This window comes from Fischerella major NIES-592, from assembly GCF_001904645.1.
Classification (GTDB): domain Bacteria; phylum Cyanobacteriota; class Cyanobacteriia; order Cyanobacteriales; family Nostocaceae; genus Fischerella; species Fischerella thermalis.
Genome location: NZ_MRCA01000005.1, coordinates 38920 through 60358 on the forward strand (window position 1 = coordinate 38920; position 21439 = coordinate 60358).

General features: G+C 40.2%; 12 protein-coding genes and 1 pseudogene. 8 read left to right on the forward strand and 5 right to left on the reverse strand.

The window, feature by feature from the left end:
* The first annotated feature begins 188 nt into the window (after positions 1–188).
* Positions 189–983: a S1 family peptidase gene (locus NIES592_RS11075; protein ID WP_073555757.1), complete on the forward strand. Its 795-nt coding sequence runs from the start codon at positions 189–191 to the stop codon at positions 981–983.
* A 345-nt stretch (positions 984–1328) separates the two neighbouring features.
* On the opposite strand, the gene NIES592_RS11085 is transcribed toward NIES592_RS11075, so the two are convergent.
* The 3 genes and pseudogenes from NIES592_RS11085 to NIES592_RS11095 form a co-directional block, all read right to left on the reverse strand.
* Positions 1329–2756, reverse strand: a complete 1428-nt coding sequence (locus NIES592_RS11085; RefSeq protein WP_073555758.1) for a serine/threonine-protein kinase — start codon at positions 2754–2756, stop codon at positions 1329–1331.
* 498 nt (positions 2757–3254) lie between these two features.
* Positions 3255–3332, reverse strand: a pseudogene (locus NIES592_RS25855) (DUF2891 family protein); the annotation flags it as partial.
* A 351-nt stretch (positions 3333–3683) separates the two neighbouring features.
* The gene (locus NIES592_RS11095) at positions 3684–4529 is read right to left on the reverse strand and encodes a M28 family peptidase (RefSeq protein WP_073555759.1); all 846 of its coding nucleotides are present in this window, start codon (positions 4527–4529) and stop codon (positions 3684–3686) included.
* 115 nt (positions 4530–4644) lie between these two features.
* On the opposite strand from NIES592_RS11095, the gene dnaK reads away from it, so the two are divergent.
* The 4 genes from dnaK to NIES592_RS11115 all read left to right on the forward strand — a co-directional run bounded on the left by dnaK (position 4645) and on the right by NIES592_RS11115 (position 11512).
* Positions 4645–6738 carry a molecular chaperone DnaK gene (dnaK, locus tag NIES592_RS11100; RefSeq protein ID WP_062246342.1) on the forward strand — a complete coding sequence of 698 codons (2094 nt, stop codon included), beginning with the start codon at positions 4645–4647 and terminating at the stop codon, positions 6736–6738.
* A 270-nt stretch (positions 6739–7008) separates the two neighbouring features.
* Positions 7009–7995 carry a DnaJ C-terminal domain-containing protein gene (locus NIES592_RS11105; protein ID WP_009454180.1) on the forward strand — a complete coding sequence of 329 codons (987 nt, stop codon included), beginning with the start codon at positions 7009–7011 and terminating at the stop codon, positions 7993–7995.
* Between the two features lie 1192 nt (positions 7996–9187).
* Positions 9188–10936, forward strand: coding sequence for a protein kinase domain-containing protein (locus NIES592_RS11110; protein ID WP_062246344.1), 1749 nt, complete (start codon positions 9188–9190; stop codon positions 10934–10936).
* Positions 10937–11281: 345 nt separating this feature from the next.
* Positions 11282–11512, forward strand: a complete 231-nt coding sequence (locus NIES592_RS11115) for a Nif11-like leader peptide family natural product precursor (RefSeq protein ID WP_073555760.1) — start codon at positions 11282–11284, stop codon at positions 11510–11512.
* 95 nt (positions 11513–11607) lie between these two features.
* On the opposite strand, the gene NIES592_RS11120 is transcribed toward NIES592_RS11115, so the two are convergent.
* On the reverse strand, positions 11608–12183 hold the full coding sequence (locus tag NIES592_RS11120; RefSeq protein ID WP_009454177.1) for a DUF924 family protein: 576 nt from the start codon (positions 12181–12183) through the stop codon (positions 11608–11610).
* A 5-nt stretch (positions 12184–12188) separates the two neighbouring features.
* Complete coding sequence (locus tag NIES592_RS11125) at positions 12189–12749, reverse strand: SRPBCC family protein (RefSeq protein ID WP_062246347.1); 561 nt, start codon at positions 12747–12749, stop codon at positions 12189–12191.
* Between the two features lie 542 nt (positions 12750–13291).
* On the opposite strand from NIES592_RS11125, the gene NIES592_RS11130 reads away from it, so the two are divergent.
* From NIES592_RS11130 to NIES592_RS11140, 3 genes are all read left to right on the forward strand, one after another.
* Positions 13292–13492, forward strand: a complete 201-nt coding sequence (locus NIES592_RS11130; protein ID WP_009454175.1) for a hypothetical protein — start codon at positions 13292–13294, stop codon at positions 13490–13492.
* Positions 13493–13515: 23 nt separating this feature from the next.
* Positions 13516–20340: a PAS domain S-box protein gene (locus tag NIES592_RS11135; RefSeq protein WP_073555761.1), complete on the forward strand. Its 6825-nt coding sequence runs from the start codon at positions 13516–13518 to the stop codon at positions 20338–20340.
* Between the two features lie 289 nt (positions 20341–20629).
* On the forward strand, positions 20630–21394 hold the full coding sequence (locus tag NIES592_RS11140) for a DsbA family protein (protein WP_073555762.1): 765 nt from the start codon (positions 20630–20632) through the stop codon (positions 21392–21394).
* Positions 21395–21439 lie beyond the last annotated feature (45 nt).

Sequence of the window (21439 nt, forward strand, 5' to 3'; positions counted from 1 at the left end):
TTATTACTTATGAATCAGGGGTTATTGAATCAAGGTTTAACAAATGAACCAAGTAATCCCAATCTCGAAAACCACAGCACACCCTAATGGGTTTATAATTAGGTAATTGTGTAGCCAATATTGCTAAGTTTTTATTAAGTGTTCACAGATTTTATTTTTCCAACCCCTATAGAAATGGCTAATAGCAAATGAAATGGTACAATCCAAAGTCAGTAACATTGGTTCCTGGCTTGTTATTTGTAATTTGTGTATCAGCAGTATACCTGAAATATTCAGCTAAGTGTACCAATATTAACTGTGACAATCTAAACACTACGCAAACAAACCGATTGTCAACAGAACAAATACGCCATACTGGTCAAGCTATTACTGTAAAAGTGATGTCAAAAGAATTCTTAGGTTCAGGAATTCTACTAAAAAAGCAAGACTCAGTTTACATAGTTTTAACTAACGCCCATGTATTGCGTGCTGATGCTCCTCCCTATCGGGTTCAAACACCGGATGGTCGGATCTGGTCTGCGAATTTGCTGGCAAATGTCAAGTTTGACACTAATGATTTAGCCATATTACAGTTTCGTAGCCTAGAGAGAAATTATACTGTGGCATCCATTGCTTTTAACCCTACCATCGGTGATGAAGTATTTGCTGCTGGATTTCCCCATGCAGATGACGGAAAAGACAAAGGCTTTACCTTTACAACTGGTAAAGTAGAACTAATATTACCGAAGGCTTTAGCAGGTGGTTATCAAATTGGCTACACTAATGATATCCAAAAAGGTATGAGTGGAGGGCCACTCCTCAATCATCAAGGTAAAGTAGTTGCTGTGAATGGAATGCACGCATATCCTTTGTGGGATGTTCCTTCAGTATTCGTTGATGGTTCCGAAGCAGATCAAAAATTGCATGAACAGATTATTCGCCTAAGTTGGGCTGTCCCGACAGAGAAATTTACAAACACCGTTGGATTAGGGAAGAGGAAATAGGGAACTTTTAACAGTAATAAAAAACTTGGTGTTTCACAAATTAGGGATGAAGATTAGATTGAACCACTAAGTCACCAAGACACCAAGAATATAATCTACGTCTAACATCAATGAAAAAAGGTACAAATAGATCATAGTGAATAGTCAACATACTAATTATCACCCAACCACTAAGGGAAAATCCATCTGTGTCATCTGTGTTTATCGGTGTGTATCGGTGGTCGATTTCTAAAAAGAACGATTTTTTAGCAAATGCAATGTTCCTTGCATTTAGAGGATTACGTTTCCACATGATGTGCAAAATCAGCTTTCCTTTAAAGTTGAGAAGAAAGATAGGACAATTATCTAATTAATCTCAAAAGACATTATCATTTCATTCACTGTTTTGATAAATTCATCGTAATCATCTATAGCTGCTGTATAGGTAATTATGTATGCTTTATCGCCTCTTAAAGTCCAGATTTGCAAATTTTTTAACTTAGTGTCCTCGTCTTTACCTGTGTAGATGATCTGATTTGCTTGTTTAAATGCCAACGTTGTTGAACTCGTATTAATAATTTGAGCTTCTGGCAAAGTATTTTTTATTTCATCAACAAATAATTCTTTAGACTCAGCTAATGTTCCGGAAAATTTTTCAATATCTATATTTAACTTTTCTTGAAATTTATCAGTCTCACTTTGCCTTGGAGATATAAATGTTACTACTTCAGTAACGCCTAAAACATCAATTTCTTTAATTTGTAGCTGCCAACTAGCTGGATATTTGATTTTTATACCGTAATTGGAATTCTCATAGGGTATAAACTTTTCGGGTTCTTGCCCAGACCGAATTGCTACAAATACGCTAGCAAGCACTGCAACTATGCCTACAGGAATTAACCATTTCCAACGAGATGTGGAAGAACGAAGTTTCAGATGTGTAAAAGTGTGATTTGGGTGTGAGATTTGTCTTAGTGCTTGCAGTGCTGACTCCGCTGACTGATAACGTCCACCAAAGTGATAGCGTACCATTCTATCTAGAATATTAGCTAGCTCAGGGCTAACCCGCGCTTGGTCACGCCAAACAATTTCTCCGGTTTGGGGATCTCTGGGTAGTTTACTTCCTTGGGAAGGGTCAGGATATATGCCTGTTAAAGCTTGGATACCAATCACTCCTACGGCGTAGACATCACTACTATATTGTGGTTCACCAGCTGCTTGTTCACTGGGCATGTAGCCAAGAGTACCAATAGCCACGGTGACAGTTTGCCCCTGTTGATTAACTTCCAGACCTCTAACCTTTTTCACCGCACCAAAATCAATCAGGACAATTTTTCCATCCTGTCGTCGCATGATATTAGCAGGTTTAATATCCCTGTGAATTACTCCTTGACGATGGACAAAGGCTAAAACTTCTAGGATTTCCGTCAAAAGCTTAATCGTCTCAACTTCAGTGAGTCTATTAGCTAATGGAGGTAATTCTTGCCTGAGGTCATGACCTTCAATAAATTCTTGTACTAAATAAAATTCTTGATTTTCTTCAAAATAAGCTAAAAGGCGCGGAATCTGATCATGATTCCCTAATTCTTCTTGAATTTCTGCTTCTTGTTTAAAGAAGCGCTGTGCTATCTGTAGAGTATTTGGGTCATTAGTTCTTGGTTTTAGCTGCTTAACCAGACACTTAGGATTACCTGGGCGGTCGGTGTCACACGCAATGTAAGTAGCCCCAAATCCTCCTCCTAATCCCAGTTGTTGGACAATTTGGTAACGTCCACGAAGCTTGTGACCCAACATTATATTCACCTTACATGCTAATAAGTTTAGAAGTTATGACTCAAAGCGTCTATGTGTTGATGTTATCTTGACACAGTTTGACACTTATTACGATAAAAGTATCAGCAGCAGTTCTTGACACACAATATTCAATAATTTTTTAGATTTATCGTCAAAAATAGGAATATGGGGTAGCTCTGTCAAAGTGGGTAGAAAAAATCCAAATCTCAGTAAACTAAGAATATTTTCCTCTTTGTGTCTTAGTGCCTTGGTGTTTCAAATAAATATTTTTTCACCACCAAGACACAAAGACACCAAGAAAAGTCCTATATCGACCTGCACAAGCCACGACTTGTTAGCAAGTAAACTACAAAAGTCCCCAGCCAGTGACTACTGGAATAGTGTTCACTGACAGCTTCGGTTGTGCTACTTTGACGATGTAGAACAGCAGCAGCACGATTCTCTAACTGTTGTCTGAAAGGAGGCTTTAGGAAAATAACGAGTGAGATGTGCGAGTAACTAGTGTCCATGCACTGCTGAATGCCAATCCAAGCAACTATAAAAAGCAGGTGTTAATTGGTCTGGTGGCTTGATATCTTCGTCGTTATCAAATCAGTAAATACCGCTATGGGGATACTCTTTTTTGATGCAGGTAAGTACCAATTGGATCAATTTTGCTGCGATCGCTGCGTCTATCTCCATAGCTTTGGTTTTTATGCTGACTACAACAGTAAATAGAGTAAGCTAAATGAAACGCAGTATTGATGATTTAATTAGCTTAGGTCTGAGTACGCGATCGCACATTGCAAAAATCTGATCAGTAAGTCGGTACAAATGTGTCTGGTACAAGTTGGGATCGTCATTTGTCATTGGGCATGAATCAGTGAACAAGTGACCTGTTTAATTTGATAACTGATAGCTGATTTAGTTGTCTGTGTTCCCTGTCTCTCACAACCGTCGAATTCCCTTTTCCAAACCCTGACAAACACCAGTCAGAAAATCCAAGTCTAAAGTGGCAATTGTATCAGTGGGTTTGTGATAATGGGGATTTCGCAAAAAAGCCGTATCTGTAATCATGATCGCTGGATAACCTGCATCCCAAAAAGGGGCGTGATCACTCTGTCGAGTTTGTCGGACTATATGACCTTTATTAGGTACTGGTAGCCACTGACTTGCTACACCCACTTTCCGAATACTGCGGCTAATGTTAATTAAATCTCTTAAGGTTCGCCAATTGCCAATTAAACCAATAAAATCGCCACGGCTAGGATAGATATGTTGTAGAGGTGGCGGGTAAATTTGGGAACCAGGATTGGAGTTACAGTAACCTAACATTTCGAGAGAAATCATTAAGCGTAGCGGTTGCTGTTCTTTTTGCAACTTAGCTGCATACTCAATGCTACCTAACAAGCCATATTCTTCCATATCAAAAGCTACTAGCTGCAACGGATATTTAATTGGTTGTGTTGCAAACATCCTTGCTAACTCTAGTAACACTGCTACACCTGTAGCATTATCATCAGCCCCTGGGGAACCAGGCACAGCATCATAATGGGCACCAATTAAAATTGGTGGCAAGTCTCTCTTTTGTGAATGCGCAGCAGGTAAGTTCAAGATGAGATTTTTGCAAGCTTTACCACCCACATAAAAGGTGTGGATATCCACACTCCCCCACTGTGCAAATGAGGCGCGAATGTATTCTTGAACAAAAAAATGGCCAGCACTTGCCATGTAAGGATCGCGATCGCGGACTATTTGAGTAAGATGAGTTTCCAGTTGGTTTTTTAAATTCACAAGATGCTAATAGCGAACCTGGTTGAAGGTGTATTTATCAACAGCAAGATACAATAAATCAAGCATTAGTTCTAAACAAAAAATTTATATAGAAATACTAGGAGAAACTTAACGCATGGGCAAGGTAGTAGGCATCGACTTGGGTACAACTAACTCTGTAGTCGCCGTTATGGAGGGTGGCAAGCCGGTGGTTATTGCCAATGCAGAAGGAATGCGAACAACTCCCTCCGTAGTTGGCTTTAGCAAAGACGGCGAACGCCTTGTAGGGCAAATGGCAAGACGACAAACTGTCCTCAACCCTCAAAATACTTTTTTTGCAATTAAACGTTTCATGGGACGTAGGTACAGTGAACTGAGTCCAGAATCGAAGCGTGTACCTTATACCATTCGCAAAGATGAAGTTGGCAATATTAAAGTTGTTTGCCCCCGTTTAAATAAAGATTTTGCCCCAGAAGAAATTTCGGCAATGATTCTCAAGAAATTGGCCGAAGATGCCAGTAAGTACTTGGGGGAACCCGTTACAGGAGCAGTAATTACCGTTCCCGCCTATTTTAATGATTCCCAACGGCAAGCAACGCGGGATGCTGGTAGAATTGCTGGTCTGGAAGTTTTGCGAATTCTTAACGAACCGACTGCTGCTTCATTGGCTTATGGTTTGGATCGCGGTGAGACGGAAACCATTTTAGTATTTGACTTAGGTGGTGGCACATTTGACGTTTCCATCCTAGATGTTGGTGACGGTGTATTTGAAGTTAAAGCTACCAGCGGTGATACTCAACTCGGTGGTAATGACTTTGATAAAAAAATTGTCGATTGGTTAGCAGAACAATTTCTCGAACAAGAAAAAGTAGATTTAAGAAGAGAACGACAATCTTTGCAGCGTTTGATGGAAGCTGCGGAGAAAGCCAAAATAGAACTTTCTGCTGTTAGCGTCACTGAAATTAACTTGCCCTTCATCGCTGCTACGGAAGAAGGACCTGTCCACTTAGAAACTCGCCTGACTCGTTCCCAGTTTGAAGGCTTATGCGATGACTTGTTAGGGCGGTTACGTGTCCCTGTCAAACGCGCTTTAAAAGATGCTGGACTCACCCCTAATGATATTGACGAAGTTGTACTAGTAGGCGGTTCTACACGGATGCCTATGGTACAGCAGCTAGTACGCGCTATGATTGGCATAGAACCCAACCAAAACGTCAACCCTGATGAAGTTGTCGCAGTGGGTGCAGCAATTCAAGCGGGTATTCTCGCTGGCGAACTCAAGGATGTATTGTTACTGGATGTGACACCCCTATCTCTGGGACTGGAAACTATAGGTGGCGTTAAGAAAGTACTAATTCCCCGCAACACTACTATTCCTGTCCGCCGTTCTGACATCTTTTCCACGTCAGAAAATAACCAGAACACTGTGGAAATTCACGTAGTCCAAGGTGAACGGGAAATGGCAGCAGATAACAAATCCTTAGGGCGATTCAAGCTGTACGGTATCCCTCCAGCACCTCGTGGTATCCCCCAAATTCAAGTAGCATTTGATATCGATGCTAACGGCATATTACAAGTAACTGCTTTAGATAGAACCACAGGTAGAGAGCAGAGTATTACAATTCAAGGTGCTTCTACCTTGAGTGAAAGTGAAGTTCAACAAGCGATTCGAGAAGCCGAGAAATTTGCTGACATAGACAGACAACGTAAAGAAAAAGTAGAAAAACGTACGCGGGCTGAGGCTTTGATTTTACAAGCCGAAAGACAATTGCGGGAAGTGGCACTAGATTTTGGTATGGCATTTGCCCGCAACCGTCGTCAACAAATTGACAACATCTGTCGGGAACTGCGCGAGAGTTTAAAAGAAAATGATGATCGCGGCATAGATCAAGCTTACGCCGACTTGCAAGATGCGTTGTATGACCTCAACCGCGAAGTCCGCCAGTACTACGCTGAAGAAGAAGATGACGATTTGTTAGGTGCGATTAAAGACATTTTTACAGGTGGTGGTGATAAAGACCGGGATTATCCTAGAGACACTTTCCGCGATCGCGATTACTATGGCAAAGACTATGACCGAGGTTATGGCAGAGATTATGACCGCAGTCCTAGCCGAGACTACGACAAAAGCTATGGTCGAGACAGCCGTTCTTCTGCTTTTGACGGTGGTTCTTCACGCCGCTCTCGTCCCACCTATCAGGATAACTGGGATGATGACGATGATTGGTAATCAAGCTTGTTAGGTAAAAATTTATCACTCCTTCGTTGTTCAGATGTATTGCTAGTGCAAAATACTGAATATTTAGTTAGAAAAAGGTGATGAAATTGATTTAAATTTCGGATTTAGTCGATATTAATAGGTAATCAGTAATAGTCAGTAGCTAATGATTAGTGGTTATTTGTTTTTTCCAACAACTACCAACCGCTAACAATTGATCATTCATTATCAACAACCAACAACCAACTATCTTAAAAACTAAATCTTTATTTAAAACTGATTATGCAGAATTTGCGGAATTTTCGCGATTATTACGAAGTTTTGGGAGTATCTAAAGATGCCACCAATGAAGAAATTAAAAAAAATTACCGACGCTTAGCTAGGCAGTATCACCCAGATCTGAATCCAGGGAACAAAGCAGCAGAGGAAAAATTTAAGGATATCGGTGAAGCTTATGAAATCCTCTCCGATCCCACAAAGCGAGCCCAATACGACCAATTCAGCCGCTACTGGAAGCAAAAAGGCTTTGATAAACAAGCACAGAAAAAACCTTGGGGCGCGGATAGCCGTAGCAATGGTCGCAGTACCCAGGATGTAAACCCTAGTAATTATTCGGATTTTACAACCTTTATTAATGAAGTCATTGGTGTAAAAACTGGTCGAAACGCCACATCTACAGCTGCTAATACCACCAACGCCGATCCATTTCGTACCCCGAGAACAAAAGTTGCATATACCCCAAACCAACGCCCTACAAAGCGAGATATCGAAGCAAGATTATCTCTACCTCTAGAAAAAGCTTATCACGGTGGTTTGGAAAGAATCCGCCTAGAGGATGGGCGATCGCTAGAAGTAGAAATGCCCGCAGGAATGGTAACAGGTCAAATTATTCGTCTCCGTAATCAAGGCATCAATGGTGGCGATTTATACTTAAAAATCACTGTCGAACCTCATCCTCTTTTTAAAATAGAAGGCACAGATATTTACTGTCAAATCCCCATTACTCCCAGTGAAGCTGTATTGGGAGGTCAAGTTGAAGCACCAACCCTTGATGGTTTGGTAAAAATGACCATTCCTCCCGGAGTTAGATCTGGACAAAGATTACGTTTAGCTGGTAAGGGTTATCCCAGCGACAAAGGTAAACGCGGCGACCAATTAGTAGAAATTCAAATAGTTACTCCTAAAAATATTAGCCAAGAAGAACGGCAATTATACGAAAAAATACGACAGATTGAAAATTTTAGACCCCGTGCTGATTTGTTTTCATAAGGTTGTTAGTTGGTTATTGGTAATTTCCAACGCCCAATGTCCACTCCACCCTTACCTTAAGCCCTGCGGGTACTCTCTCTGCCTTAAGCTTATGAGTGCGTCTACGGGAGTTCGCAATCGACGGGCAGCGGAGCGACTGCGTTGGACGGGTTTCCCGGCTTGTAGCACGTGATGTCTACTGATATCTTGCACTAAATTTTCAGAATGCCAAGTCTTTGAGTCTGTTGGAAACGGACTTGTGCTATTAGCCTTGAAATAAATTCCAAGGCAAGATATGGCGTAGGTGCAAGATATCAGCAAAAAAACATTGGTGCGATCGCATATGAATTGCCCCCAAAATAGATTAAAAGAGTGAGTATACATCTTTTTGCTGTAAGGTATACAACTTTATACGCACCAGCTGAAAACTATCTCAATCTTGATTGACAATCAAAAGTGTCTATTTTTTTCTATATTTTAAGTAATTAAATTGATTTTCAAGCCAAATATAACTTTGTCTAACTTTTTTGTGATTTTTGTAACAATTGCATGATTATCGGTGTAACAGAATTTTATTTGCAATTGCATCATAGTTACCATTGTTACAGCAATTATCTCTACTAGTTGGGAGAGGATGTCAGCCGCTAATCTGTGTTATCGTGTTGGCTTAAATTTAAACAAATCGCCAACTTAACTGGATATTTACAAGTTTTTTACTCTATTTTGTCAGGAAACATTTATAATGTTTTTATTTCCATAGAACAATTATTCAAATAATCTTGCCACAATGCTAGTAAATCTAATACTAGTAATCAGCTTTTTCTGTCTTAAAATTAAAATTTTATTTTTTATAAATTTAGTAGCATAAACAGCGGAATTTATGAAAATCAAAATTTATAAATTTGTGATTATTTCTGAATAAAACAAATATTAAATTTAAGTAAAAATATAGTTTACGATGATAGTTGCCAGTTTGGCAACATAAACTCTGTAGATTTGTTATTCATTGATTTACCAGGCTTTTTATTTATGTCTACTGATGGTCAAAAAAGTGACAAAAATGCCAATCAATGACAATAAGATGCCTTACAATCGCCAAATTTTAATCTTTTTTTGATGTAGCACTTGAGATAAATAGGGGAGGGGAAAACAAGTTAAACAACTAAATTGTGAAGCAAATTTGGATTAACTTTTTCATCATCACCTTTACAATATGATTGGTCAGTTACTCGCAGGACACTATCAAGTCCTTAAAGTATTGGGTGAGGGGGGATTTGGTCAAACTTATATCGTTGAAGACATACATCTTCCCGGAAAACCTAAGTGTGTTCTTAAACATCTTAAAACTACTAGTACGGACTCAGAATCTTTAGAAATTGCCAGGAGGCTATTTCAAAAAGAAGCCGAAACCCTGCAAAAGTTAGGTAACCACGACCAGATACCAAGGCTTTTAGCTTACTTTGAAGAAGACCAACAATTCTACTTAGTTCAAGAGTTTATTGAGGGACATCCCCTCAGTAGAGAATTTTTTGTCGGACAAAAATGGACAGAAAAACAAACTATTAAAATGCTTATTGAAATATTAAGCATTTTAGAATTTGTCCACGGTCAAGGAGTAATTCATCGCGACATCAAACCAGATAATCTGATTAGACGTGCTAGTGATAATCAATTAGTTTTAATTGACTTTGGGGCAATTAAACAATTGCGAAACCAAACGATAATTGGGTCAGGAAAGCAAAATATGACAATTGTTGTTGGTACTCGTGGTTATATGCCCTCTGAACAAATCCGGCGTGTACCTCGTCCCAGCAGTGATATTTATGCTTTGGGGATGATGGGTATTCAAGCATTAACAGGAGTACATCCGCATACACTACAAGATGATCCGGAGACAGGAGAAGTACTTTGGCAAGAACTCACCTCTGTGACTCCAGAGTTTGCTGATGTCCTTACTAAGATGACTCGTTATCATTTCAAAGACCGCTACCAAACGGCGACTGAGACATTAGAAGCACTGCGAGAATTATTAATTAATTCTAGTGAAACAGAAGCAGCAGAAGTTGAGATAAAATCAGAAATTGTCAGTAAGAAATTACATCAATTAACAATAGAGTGGATAGAAGACGGACAAATTAAATATCGTACGATTCTTGAGAATCAAGCTAGTAAAAATATAGGTAAAATACGTATTGGCCGCAACCCTCAAGAGTGCGATATTGTTTTACCAGATCCGACAATATCTGGACTGCACGCTGAGATATTTTTTCATACCGAAAAGCAAAGATTTTATTTACGAAATTTACGACAGCAAAACCCGCCAATCGTTGATGGACAGTTGCTTTTAGCTGGGGAAATACCTCTTGCTGTTGGTAGTCACATACGTTTGGGTCAACAGGATTTTAGGGTTAAAGATATAACCTGCAAAGAGTATAGTGATGGTTACACCCCGATAGAGTATGCTAAACGTTTTGCAATTACATTAGCATCACCACAACCTGTACTAAAGACAATACGGGTATCTCAATTTAAAAAGTCCGAAGAAGTAGCTAAGCCCTCACTACCACCTCGGTCTATGATTGTTTCAGTCGCTCCCAAAAAAGCGCAACGACCATTACTCAAGACAGGTACGGCTGCTTTCATGAGTGCGATCGCGGGTATCATAGTATTAAATACCGTTAATTTAAGCAGAGGTAATTCCCAACAAAATCTCATTTCCCAAGCACCACAAATGTGTCGTCTTGTATCTCCCTCTGGCGGCAAATTATTAGCAAAACTGCGTCCAGAACCACAAACAGAAGTTGGTGCATTAAAACAATTGAATCTTGGTGAAAAAGTTTTATTTATTCAAGCAAGGGGAGATTTTGTTCAAGTACGACTTGCTGATGGTACACAAGGGTGGGTATTTGGAGACGAAATTCAGCCTTGCAACAAAACAGCACGTAATTATCGTACTTGGTAATTTTGTTGCTTATTGATTGTTGGTAGTTAATAGTTAGTAGTTAGTTGTCATTTGTCATGGGTCATTTGTTAATATTGATTCTCCCACACTCCCCCCCACCCCTCACACTCCCCATTCTCCCATCTCCCCACCTCCTTTCACACTTTCCTTCTTGCGATAGATTTGGCTAGTGGGTTATTAAGAAACAAAATGTTTTAGTGACCATTGGAAGAATTGACGTTGCCGAAAAATTTATCCTTGTGACAAAGCAAATACATTGAATATAAAAACTGTCTTAACGGAAATCCTCTAGTAAGCCGTGTAGATTTTAGTAAGTTCACAAAATCCTATTGGAAACAACATTTTATGTCGCTAGAACAGGTTAATGCTTTTTATGAGCTTTTAAATTCTGATCAAGTTCTCTACGAGCAATACTATAACAAATGTTCTAACAAAGGCGTTTTTGGTGTCTGGAATTGGGACAAAAGCAAAATAGTTGATTTTGCTGCTTCTATTGGTTACAACTTCACTGAAACTGAACTGGATTTGGCATGGTTTGGTGGAGATATAAGTCTTTGTGTAGGATTTACGCAGTGAGATGATAATTTAGCTATTGTAAATCATTGTCGTTGGGATAAGGCAGAAGGCAGAGGGCTGTCCCAATGAACCCCTCTGCTTGAGATGAAACTTAGCTAAAACCACGAATTAGATTGTTTCAAAAACTCCTTTTCGTCTGGAGTTGAAGTTCTTCCTAAAATTGCGTTTCGGTGAGGAAAACGACCAAAACGTTCAATCACCTCCATATGACGAATTGCATACTCAATACAGCTAGCACTATCAGGATCATCACTGAGTTGTTTAAATAACTTAACTGCTTGACGTTGATGTTCTAGGTTTTCACTGTGTTCAAAAGGTAAATAAATAAACCAACGCTGTACAGGTAGCAATTTTTGATCATATCCTTGGGCAACAGCATGATGAGCTGTTGAAAGTGCTTCCCAATCGGTGGCAAAGGCTTGTGGAGTATCACGAAACATATTACGAGGAAACTGATCTAGCAGTAAAATTAGTGCTAAACAAGACTCTGGAAATTCCATCCAGTCATCTAAGTAACCCTCTGCTGCTTTTTGATAATCTTTAAAAAACCTATTTCGTATTTGTTCATCAAACTCTGGTTTCTTTTGGAACCAAAATTCCTGTGGTTTACCGTAATTAGGTTGATCGGGCTTACCAAACCAAAAGTCTAATATTTCTTGTGCCTGTGACATTGATTTTACTGAGCATTACAAATAACTTGTCGCATTTTACGCATATTTGCAGGCAATTCAAAATTCATTGCTTGTTGAATAAAAATAGACGGTATGGGGATGTTAGGAGTCGCTTGTACTGTATAGCTCAACAAAGTACCGTTAGCATAATCTTGTAAGTATAATTCAGCGCTGAAGTCGTGAAAAGTACCTTTTTCTAGGCGAAATTGCACTCTTTGTCCTAATTCTTCAATGACGTTTAGGTAAATTTCCACATGGGCTGTGAAAAACAAGAAGACTTTTTGTGCTGCTTGATACAGACGCTTGGCTTCACCTTTGATTTGCAAAACCTCGCTTCTGGTAATATCAGGAAAATACTGTACCCAACGAGGGTAATCTGTTAGTTGGGAAAATACTTGCGATCGCAGCAGGGGTAAATACATCCAAGCAGTAACACAACCACCCCAAGACGTATGCGTTCGCGTTTCTGTAAAAATTTCACCCTGGATGATTTTCTGTTGCTTGTCTTGACTCCAAGTCATTGGCAAACCTGTGGTAAATGAGTCTGAAATATAAGATGCAGACATAACGTTTCACTCACTCCTCAACACATCGAAAGCAGAAGGTAGTTAGCTATGCAAAAGGTAGAAGGAAAAAGTTTCTTTCCTAGCTTTTGATCTTTAACTCTTTCCTGGCCTATGCAGTTCATGATAGCTACTTATTTCATCGGTTTATAAGGTGTGATCACTTCAATTGATAGAGTCTATCCGATCAATTCTAATTCCAACTCCAGATATATAATTTCCGGAGATGCTGTTTTCTCGGCTATTATGCCCAAAATTTCATGAACCTAAAGTGATTTTAATCACTAAAAATTGTAAATAATAATACTTAAAAATCCAAAAACTGCCATATTCATCGGTAGAATAAACCCCTTGCACAAATATCTTTATACCTCACCCCTTAATCTCCTCCCCGATTTCGGGGTGGGGTTATTTGTCTGTAACTTCATATTAAATTGGTATAAAGCTAAAAACAGATGTTTAAAAATAGTGATTAATATTTCATACTTCACACTTCATACTTCATCCTTGGAATAAGCTTAATTGTTGAGACAATAGGTAGCAATATGAGCCAATCTTCTTCTAAATTAAATCGCAGATTAACCCAAGCAGTTGGTATTGTTCTTGGGATTACAATCGCCGTCTGGGTATTAAGGGGATTTGGGGTACTGACTTTTCTTCCTGGAGGAATTATTTTAATGTTGTTATTGGTAGCGATCGCAATAGGTATTCTCAGTCACTTGCAAAAAACCTGGTGGCGTTTCTAAACCACGTCAATTAAAAACCAATTATGGGTAGCAGCAATTCACAGCAAACAAGCAAAGGAAGCATCCTCATAGTTGATGACTCCTGGGAACATTTACAAGCTTTATCTGCTACTTTGTCCCGATATGGGTATGCAGTCCGGGGTTTAATTACAGGTTCAATGGTTCTAGAAGTAGCAAAATTAGCTTTACCGGATCTGATTTTGCTTGATATTAAAATGCCAGATATAGATGGCTATGAAGTTTGTCAACAACTGAAAGCCGATGAAGCGACTTGCCATATTCCGGTAATTTTTCTCAGTGTGTATCATGATGTTTTTGACAAAGTTAAAGCTTTTAAAATTGGTGCTGTAGACTACATTACTAAGCCCTTTCAAGCAGAAGAGGTTTTAGTACGTGTAGAAAATCAAATTACTATCCAGAAACTCCAACAGCAACTCAAAAAACAAAACGAACAGTTGCTGCTGGAAATGCAACAATGTCAACGTATTGAAGCCGCGCGACAGTTGCGCGAACAATATCTGACAGCACTGGTAGAAGTACAGCATCGGTTGCTGTCATTTGATGACAGCAATAAATGCTACCAAGATATTATGCCAATTCTGGGAGGTGCTTCCAAGGCGAGTCGCGTCTACGTATTTGAGAATCATTATGCAGATGATGGCAAGTTGCTGATGAGTCAACGGGCTGAGTGGTGTGCTGAGGGTATTAATTCCGAAATTAATAATCCCATTCTGCAAAACTTGCCTTATGAAGAATATTTTCCTCGCTGGGCTGCTTTACTGCCACAGGGCAAAATTATTTCTGGCATTGTCGCAGAATTACCCGCATCAGAACGGGCAATTTTAGAACCGCAAGGTATACTTTCGATTCTAATTTTGCCAATTATTGCTAAGGGAGAATTTTTAGGTTTTATTGGCTTTGATAATTGTATAGAATCACGTCTTTGGGAAGCTTCAGAGATCGCTTTTTTACAAGCAGTTGGCGGAGCAATTTCTATAGCCTATGAACGCTATAAATCAGATTTAGAATTACAACAACAACTAGAACGTAGTAATATTCTCAGGAAAATTACAAACAAAATCCGTTCGGAATTAGACACAGAAAATATTATCAAAACTGCTGCGCAACAAATAGGAGAGGCTTTGGATGTAAGCCGTGCCCTGATTCATAGTTACGTAGACTCACCAACTCCTCAAATCCCCATATTTGCAGAATTTTTGACTACTGGGTGTACTTCTATAAGTCATTATAAAATACCTGTAAGCGGAAATCCTCACGTTCAACAGTTATTAGCTCAAGATCAAGCTATAGCAGTTAAAAATGTTTATACTTATCCCTTATTAAAGAATTGTCAAGAATTATGCCGAGAATATAACATCAAGTCCATACTAGCAGTACGCACTTCTTACAACAGCCAAGCAAATGGCATGATTTGTTTACATCAGTGCGATCGCTACCGAGACTGGAGTCCACAAGAAATGGAACTCCTAGAATCGATCGCCGCCCAATTGGGAATTGCCCTCGCCCAAGCCAAACTACTAGAACAGGAAAAACAAGCCCGGATAAAATTAGAGCAAGAAATTCGCGATCGCCTCAACGCGGAAGCAGCCTTAAGAGCCAGTGAAAGTAAGTATCGTCACTTAGTAGAAACCTCCCGGGATATCATTTGGTCAGTGGATACTTCCGGATGCATTACCTATGTCAACTCTGCTGTCAAACAGATTCTTGGTTATGAACAACAGGAGATGATCGGGCGTTGCTTCACTGAATTTGTTCCATCGGCACAACTTGCCCAAGACCTTGGCGCATTTGAGTGTATCCTCAATGGAGAGTCTATTTTTGGGTATGAAACCATCCGCATTGGCAAAGATAGTAGCTTAGTCTACCTGATTTTGAATGCGATCGCCGTAGAAGATGAAGAGGGTAAAATAGTCGGTGTTACAGGCACAGCCACCAATATTACAGAGCGCAAACGCGCAGAACAAGCGCTAACAGCAAGTGCTGACAAGCTTCGCAATCACAACTTAGTATTAACCCAACTTGCCAAAAATCAAGTACTTTATCAAGGTGATTTAAAAGCTGCTTTACGTAATATCACTGAAGCGGCAGCCAAAAATATCGAAGTAGAACGAGTCAGTATCTGGCTATATGAGGAAACACGTACTCAAATCCAATGCCTTGACTTATTTGAAAAAAGTAGTAATCGGCACAGCGACGGTGGTTCTCTAGCAGTAGCAGACTACCCATCTTATTTTCAAGCCCTGCAGCAAGACCAACCAATTGTAGCCACAGACGCCCATACCGACTCTAGAACCAAAGAATTTTCTGAATCTTATTTAAGTCCACTGAGAATTACTGCAATGCTTGACACACCCGTCAAGCTGGAGGGTATGACAGTGGGTGTGTTATGTCTAGAACACACAGGTACTACTCGTGATTGGACACCAGAAGATCAAAATTTTGCACGCTCTTTGAGCAATTTAGTCTCCCTAGCACTAGAAGCACGGGAGAGGTTACGCACCGAAGCAGCACTGCGACAGTCGGAAGCCAAGCTAGCCTCAGCCTTTCGCTCATCTCCCGATCCCATCACCCTCACTACTTTCCCAGAGATCCGCTACATAGAAGTTAATGATAGCTTTTGTAGATTTTTTGGCTATTCTCGTTCTCAGGTAATTGATCGCAATTATCGAGAATTAAATATTTGGGTGAATCAAGAAGAATGTACCATGCTCACCCAAGTTCTGCGCCATACAAAAGCAATTCGCAATCACGAGGTTGAGTTCCGTACTGCCAACGGAGAGCTAAAGACGACACTGTTCAGTGCTGAATTGATAGAAATAGACGGACAACAGTACTTACTTGGTACTGCTCATGACATCACAGAACGTAAGCAAGCTGAAAATGAAAGCCGTTTATTATTGGTAACAACCCAAGCCATTAGTCGTGCTGTAGATGTCAACGATGCCCTAGCCCTTGTTCTACGCCTCATCTGTACTACTATCGATTGGGATTTTGCTGAAGCGTGGATACCCAATGCCAACGGCACTGCTTTGGAATATAGCTTAGGTTGGTATGGACGCCACAACAACTTAGAAGAATTTTGCCAATACACCCAGATTGTCAGACTCGAAAAAGGTATGGGATTGTTGGGGCGAGTTTGGCACCAGCAAAAGCCAGAATGGATAGAAGATGTTTCTCAAGTGACAGAATCAGCTTTTGTGCGAACGCACCAAGCAGCGCAAATCGGATTAAAAGCAGGTTTTGCCGTGCCAATTTTAGCTGATAATCAAGTAGTAGCTGTACTCGCCTTTTTTAAAAACACCTCCCATGCTTTGGATCGCCGTTTGCTCTATTTAGTGGGTGCTGTCGCAGCTCAACTAGGGGCGCTCATTCAACGTAAACAGGTAGAAGCAGCCCATCGCCAAAGCGAAGAACGTTTACAACTGGCACTAGAAGCTAGTGATTTAGGATTGTGGGATTGGAATATCAAAACTGGCAAAGTCTATCGTGACTGGCGATGGAAGAAAATGCTGGGATACGAACCACAGGAAATTACAGATGATTCCCACGCTTTTGGGGAGTTGGTGCATCCAGACGATGCACCAGTTATCAAATCAGCATTGGATGCTTATTTGCGTGGTGAAAGTCCAGTTTATGAAGTAGAATTTCGCCTGCGTTCTAAATCCGATGAATGGAAATGGATACAGTCTCGCGCTCAGGTTTTTGAGCGCGATGAATCGGGAGAACCGCTACGGATGACGGGTACGCACAAAGACATCACCGAACGTAAAACTTTAGAAAGAGAATTAGCTTTACGGGAAGCCCGCCTCCATGCTTTTTTCTCCTGCGCTCCTGTAGGGTTAACAATATTAGATGAGGAATTGCGATATGTGCAGATCAACGAAGTGCTAGCAGGTATTAATGGATTATCCCAAAGTGAGCATATAGGCAAGACCCTTTGGGAAATAGTACCCCAAGTAGCTCCTGTGATCGCATCAATCCACAAACAAGTCATGCAAACTGGTAAGCCTGTTCTCAACATAGAGCTAAGTACAGCATTACCTTTGCAGCCTGGTATTATACGGCATTTTTTAACTTCTTACTTCCCCATTTTTGGAGAGGACAATCACCCCGCTAGTGTAGGTACAGTTGTGATAGAAATCACAGATCGTAAGCATACTGAACTAGCTTTGCAAGAAAGTCAACGTCGCTACCAAACTTTAGCAGAAGCCTCACCTGTAGGCATTTTCCACACTGATCCTCATGGTAAGTACCTGTATGTCAATCAGCGTTTTAGTGAGATTACCGGACTTGCTTCCAAAGCTGATTTAGATAAGTATTGGCATGAAATTATACATACAGATGATCGCGATCGCGTCTTTGCTGAGTGGCAAGAAACAATATCAACAAAAAAGCCTTTTTATTCTGAGTATCGCTTTGTACACACTGATAGCAGGGTTATTTGGGTCATAGGTCAAGCCTTACCAGAATTTGGAGATGATGGTGAATTTAAAGGCTACATTGGCACAGTCACAGATATTACCGAACGCAAATTTGCCGAAGATGCCTTACGCGAAAGTGCAGACAGAGAAAGAGCCATAGCTCAAGTTATTCAGAGAATGCGTCAGACACTGGATCTGGCAACAATTTTTACTGCCACTACCCAAGAATTGCGGCAAGTGCTGAATTGCGATCGCGTCGTTGTGTATCGTTTTAACCCTGACTGGAGTGGCGATTTTGTTGCCGAGTCAGTAGCAAGCGGTTGGGTATCGCTAATTGAACAACAACAAGATCAACCTCATCTCAGAGAAACTACTACCCAAAACGAACGCTGTACAGTCACAACTTTGAATAGTGGAGATAACCAAGTACTTGATACCTATCTGCAACAAACCCAAGGTGGTGTGTATACCAGAGGTGCGAGTTTCCTGTGCGTACCAGATATTTATACAGCTGGGTTTGATCCTTGTTACATCAATCTGTTAGAACGCTTTCAAGTCAGAGCCTACATTACAGTTCCTATCTTTTGTGGTAATCAACTTTGGGGACTACTAGCAAGTTATCAAAATTCCAGTTCTCGACAATGGAAAAAAGGAGAAATTAACATTGTCGTGCAAATTGGCAATCAATTGGGAGTAGCTTTGCAGCAGGCAGAATTACTAGCACGAACTCAAAAGCAATCAAGCGCACTCCAAAAAGCTGTCATCGCTGCTGATGCTGCTAACCGTGCCAAAAGTGAATTCCTAGCCAACATGAGCCATGAATTACGCACCCCCCTCAATGCAATCCTTGGCTTCACCCAAATCATGAGTCGTGACAGCACTCTCTCCTCTGAAAACAAACAGAATCTGGCAATCATCAATCGTGCTGGCGAACACCTACTCAATTTAATCAACGATATTTTGGAAATGTCCAAAATCGAAGCTGGTAGAACCACATTGAATTTATCTAGCTTCGATTTAATTTATCTACTGGACAATCTCCAAGAAATGTTGCACATCCGTGCTGTAGCCAAAGGGTTAAAACTAGTATTTGAATATGCACCCGAAATTCCTAGATATGTAAGAACAGACTCTAGTAAACTGCGGCAAGTTTTACTCAATGTCTTGGGCAATGCCATTAAATTTACTGAGACAGGAAGCGTAAAGTTACGCGTTTTTCTCACAGATGGAAAGAAAGATGATAGGGAGATTGAGGGATTGGGAGATGGGGAGAAAAATTTTACCCCACCTCCCCTAATCCCCACTCCCTTGGGGGAGCGGGGGCCCCAAGTTCCCCATCTCCCCACCACCCCATCACAGAAGCCCCACCTCTGCTTCGAGATACAAGACACCGGACCTGGTATTTCCCCAGAAGAAATTGATTTACTTTTTCAAGCTTTTGGACAAACCGAAGCAGGTAGAAAATCGCAGCAGGGAACTGGGCTAGGTTTAGCAATTAGCCGCAAGTACGTGCAGTTAATGGGAGGTGAGATCAACGTCAGCAGTACTGTGGGTGTAGGCAGTGTATTTTCCTTTTATATTCAGATTGGTATCGCTTCTGTGGATGAAATTCAAACCACCACTTCCGTACATCATCAAGTAATTGGTATAGCACCTAATGAACCTGAGTACCGGATTTTGGTAGTTGATGATGCTAATGATAGTCGTTTGCTATTAGTAAAATTGCTGACATCTATTGGCTTTTCTGTCAGGGAAGCTACTAATGGTAAACAAGCCATCTCTATTTGGGAATCCTGGCTACCCGATCTCATCCTCATGGATATGCGGATGCCAATTATGGATGGTTACGAAGCTACCAGGGAAATTAAACGCAGAGAAAGACAAGACAAGGGGGACATGAGGATACTCCGCGGGGACAGGGAGAATGTTGTTGATAATTTCTCCGCGTCTCCCACTCTCCGCGTCTGGGCGTCTTCTTCCCCTACTATCATCATCGCCCTCACTGCCAATGCTTTCGAGGAACAACGACAGGCAATGATCTCGGCTGGGTGTGATGATTTTATTAATAAACCCTTCCGTGAAGAACTGTTGCTAGAAAAACTTAGCCAATATCTAGGAGTAAAATATCTTTACCAACAAGAAAGTCATTTAAAATTATCGCAAAAGCAAACAAATACAGAAACACTTTTAAATTCCATTGATATAGTTTCTCTATTATCAAAAATGCCAAGCGAGTGGTTGACAAAGGTGCATTATGCTGCTGCTCAATGCAGTGATGACTTGATTTTAGATTTACTTGAGCAAATCCCTCCCGAAAAATCTTTGCTGATCAACTTTCTGAGTGATTTAGCTGAAAACTTTCAATTTGAGAAAATAATGGAATTAATTAATGCAGTCAAAAATTAACTATTGGTAATTGGTAATTGGTAATTGGTAATTAAGATACCGATGATTTTCCCATGCCCAATACCCAACAACTAATACCAATTCCCTTTAAGCGTGAAAAATATTTGTGTTGTACCAGACGTGCCATGGCACGTCTGGTACAGGATTTAAATGTATTGTAATTAATATGAAATGGTATGAGCATAATCTCGTAAGCAATGAGCCAAACTTGATATTAATTAAGTAACGCGATCGCACTTGCCCATCTCAGAAAATATTAAAATGTAAAAATTTCAACCACAATGACTTTATGAGTAAATTCTTACCTGCATTTGGGCAAGTTCTGCAATATCTCCGTACCTTGTTGGTATTATGCCCATTACTGCTTCTTGCTTTGTCATTGCCAGCACAAGCTGCTACTCACATTAATCCGCAACTAGAAGAACAGATTTTACAAGTTATCCGCCAGCACCCAGAAGTCATTATTGAATCTGTTCAGGTTTATCAACAGCAACAAGCACAGAAAGTACAAAAAGAACGGCAAGCATTTTTAGAGGATTTAAAAACCAATCCTCAAGCAGTAATCGCTGATTCTCCCACAATTGGAGCAAGGGAATCAAAAACTCTATTGATAGAGTTTTCTGACTTTCAATGTCCCTACTGTGCTGAAGCTCATCAAACTTTAAAAAAAGTGTTAGCTAAGCATCAAAAAGATGTCAAGCTTGTTTATAAACATTTTCCCTTAACTCCAATACATGCCGAAGCAATGCCAGCGGCAACAGCAGCTTGGGCAGCACAACAACAGGGAAAGTTTTGGGAATATCATGATGCATTATTTACTAATCAAAACAAATTAGGTGAATCTTTATATCTAAATATCGCTAAAAAGTTGAATTTAGATTTAGCAAAATTTGAAACAGATAGACGTATTGCTAATACTGCAATTGTTCAAGATCTACAATTAGCTGAAAAATTAGGGCTTTCTGGCACACCATCTTTTATTATTAACAGTGAAACTGTTTCTGGTGCTATACAACTATCTGACTTAGAGGATATTTTAGCGCGTGCTAAGTAGATTTAAACTCCTGTTAAGGCGGAACACGTAAGCCAGAAGGTAAGA

Bases quoted from the DNA above. Each gene is read 5' to 3' on its own strand.
- NIES592_RS11120 (WP_009454177.1), bottom strand. From the start codon at position 12,183: ATGTCACAGGCACAAGAAATATTAGACTTTTGGTTTGGTAAGCCCGAT.
- NIES592_RS11105 (WP_009454180.1), top strand. From the start codon at position 7,009: ATGCAGAATTTGCGGAATTTTCGCGATTATTACGAAGTTTTGGGAGTA.
- NIES592_RS11115 (WP_073555760.1), top strand. From the start codon at position 11,282: ATGTCGCTAGAACAGGTTAATGCTTTTTATGAGCTTTTAAATTCTGAT.
- NIES592_RS11110 (WP_062246344.1), top strand. From the start codon at position 9,188: ATGATTGGTCAGTTACTCGCAGGACACTATCAAGTCCTTAAAGTATTG.
- NIES592_RS11085 (WP_073555758.1), bottom strand. From the start codon at position 2,756: ATGTTGGGTCACAAGCTTCGTGGACGTTACCAAATTGTCCAACAACTG.
- NIES592_RS11135 (WP_073555761.1), top strand. From the start codon at position 13,516: ATGGGTAGCAGCAATTCACAGCAAACAAGCAAAGGAAGCATCCTCATA.
- NIES592_RS11075 (WP_073555757.1), top strand. From the start codon at position 189: ATGAAATGGTACAATCCAAAGTCAGTAACATTGGTTCCTGGCTTGTTA.
- NIES592_RS11140 (WP_073555762.1), top strand. From the start codon at position 20,630: ATGAGTAAATTCTTACCTGCATTTGGGCAAGTTCTGCAATATCTCCGT.
- NIES592_RS11125 (WP_062246347.1), bottom strand. From the start codon at position 12,749: ATGTCTGCATCTTATATTTCAGACTCATTTACCACAGGTTTGCCAATG.
- dnaK (WP_062246342.1), top strand. From the start codon at position 4,645: ATGGGCAAGGTAGTAGGCATCGACTTGGGTACAACTAACTCTGTAGTC.
- NIES592_RS11130 (WP_009454175.1), top strand. From the start codon at position 13,292: ATGAGCCAATCTTCTTCTAAATTAAATCGCAGATTAACCCAAGCAGTT.